Below are 1,486 nucleotides of genomic sequence, written 5' to 3'. Positions count from 1 at the left end.
AGGTGCTTATGTAACGCTTGGTCACGACACTTTTCATAGCGTTTGCCTGGCTGGTATCCGAGATTTCATGGTGGAGCAAAGTGAATACGCGTGTCAACATAAATCCTTATTTAAACAACAGATTACGGTTTTAAGGATTAGGATTTATTATGCACACACAGTGTATGTTGACCACTCAATCACATACCGAAAAACAGATACTATTCCTCGCTGCTTTCAAACGGAGTTTTCATGCATGCGATAACTGGTATATCCACCGCGAGAGAGCTTCCAGCTGTCTGCTGTCTTCTTCAAGTGCTTGATTAAACTCATCCGCCAAATCTTTTAACCCCATATTAGTGAACAGTTCATGCAAGGTATGCCACTCGGAATTATCATTTGTGGCGAATATCAATACGGACTCAAGGCACTGTAAAACAGTGGTGTTTTTTTTGGTGAATACCTTGGGGATCTGTAAGCTTGCCAGTAAAGTGGAATCCGTATCCGGAATCCATTCATCAGGATCAAAGCCTAAGGTTTCAATAGCGGTCTTAAGCAAGAGACTGTGTTCAACCTCCTCATCACGGAATTGTCGTAGCTGATCGAGAGAAATAACGGTTTTTATTTCTTTTCGGTTTGCCAGACATTTAATAATCAGTGCTTCATACAACCTGACACTGGCGCGTTCAAACGCCAGTCGCTGGCCTAATTTATGTAACAGTAACTCTGTATTATGCTGATGGACTTTTTTTATATCGCCAGCAGTTCCATCAGGAACAGATTTACTCAGCTTCTGAAGGTCCATTTCATCTATAAATTCAGGATGAAGTCCAATTTTTGCTTTGTTGCTTTCCAAAGTGTTGCTGGTCGAGGCTAAAGCATCATCCGTGACTGTTTTTGAAAACCGGGAATGTTGATCCGGATTAAGGTGACTATCTGATTTTCTGGCATGTGGCATGGCAGCGTCCTTTTATCTTGTGAGCTTGAAACTTGGTTAATTAAATCAGTGTGATAAAAAATTGTGTTCAACACCGAAAGCTCATCCAAATCAAGCCGTAAATTTTCTTTGTTAATCGTTTCACATTGATGTCAGTGATAAGGCATCAATGTGTTTGAAAAATTTCTACCTGGATAGGCAGCCAGATAAGCACCCTCCGCAACAACTGATGCATAAGCAGACGAGACTTGCGCACTGGGTAAAACTTGATTAGACATGTGTAAATTAATCCGGGCAGAAGCTCCTGCTGGATCACGCTTCATAACGGTTTTGGCAGGTGGGGTAGCCGGCAATAGGTGAGTGGATGGAGGATTATTCTGGATTGGTGAACGCCCCGGATTCAGCGCACTAACAACCTGATTACTCTGATGCTGGTCATTTGTGGGAAGATGGGGCTGTGGTTGCTCCACTTGTTCTGCTACCACCAATGGTGTGGCAAAAAAAGCCATCGAAACAGTTGCTGAAAGAAATAACTTTCTAGACATTTCTTTAATCCTTAAATATAAGGTA

Annotated in this window: 2 protein-coding genes; both read right to left on the bottom strand. The window is 42.1% G+C overall.

The genetic code is table 11. The annotated features are described in order from the left end of the window. Positions 1-229: 229 nt before the first annotated feature. Positions 230-937 (bottom strand): ferritin-like domain-containing protein, encoded by a 708-nt coding sequence (locus B3O33_RS10765; protein ID WP_292362271.1) that lies wholly within the window; start codon positions 935-937, stop codon positions 230-232. Between the two features lie 131 nt (positions 938-1,068). After that, a partial coding sequence (locus B3O33_RS10760; protein ID WP_292363568.1) for a hypothetical protein occupies positions 1,069-1,486 on the bottom strand: 418 nt, incomplete at its 5' end.

This window comes from Methylophaga sp. UBA1464 (genome assembly GCF_002325665.1).
GTDB lineage: Bacteria > Pseudomonadota > Gammaproteobacteria > Nitrosococcales > Methylophagaceae > Methylophaga.
The sequence above is the reverse complement of the archived record's forward strand: the minus strand, read 5'-3'. Positions and strand labels throughout refer to the sequence as shown.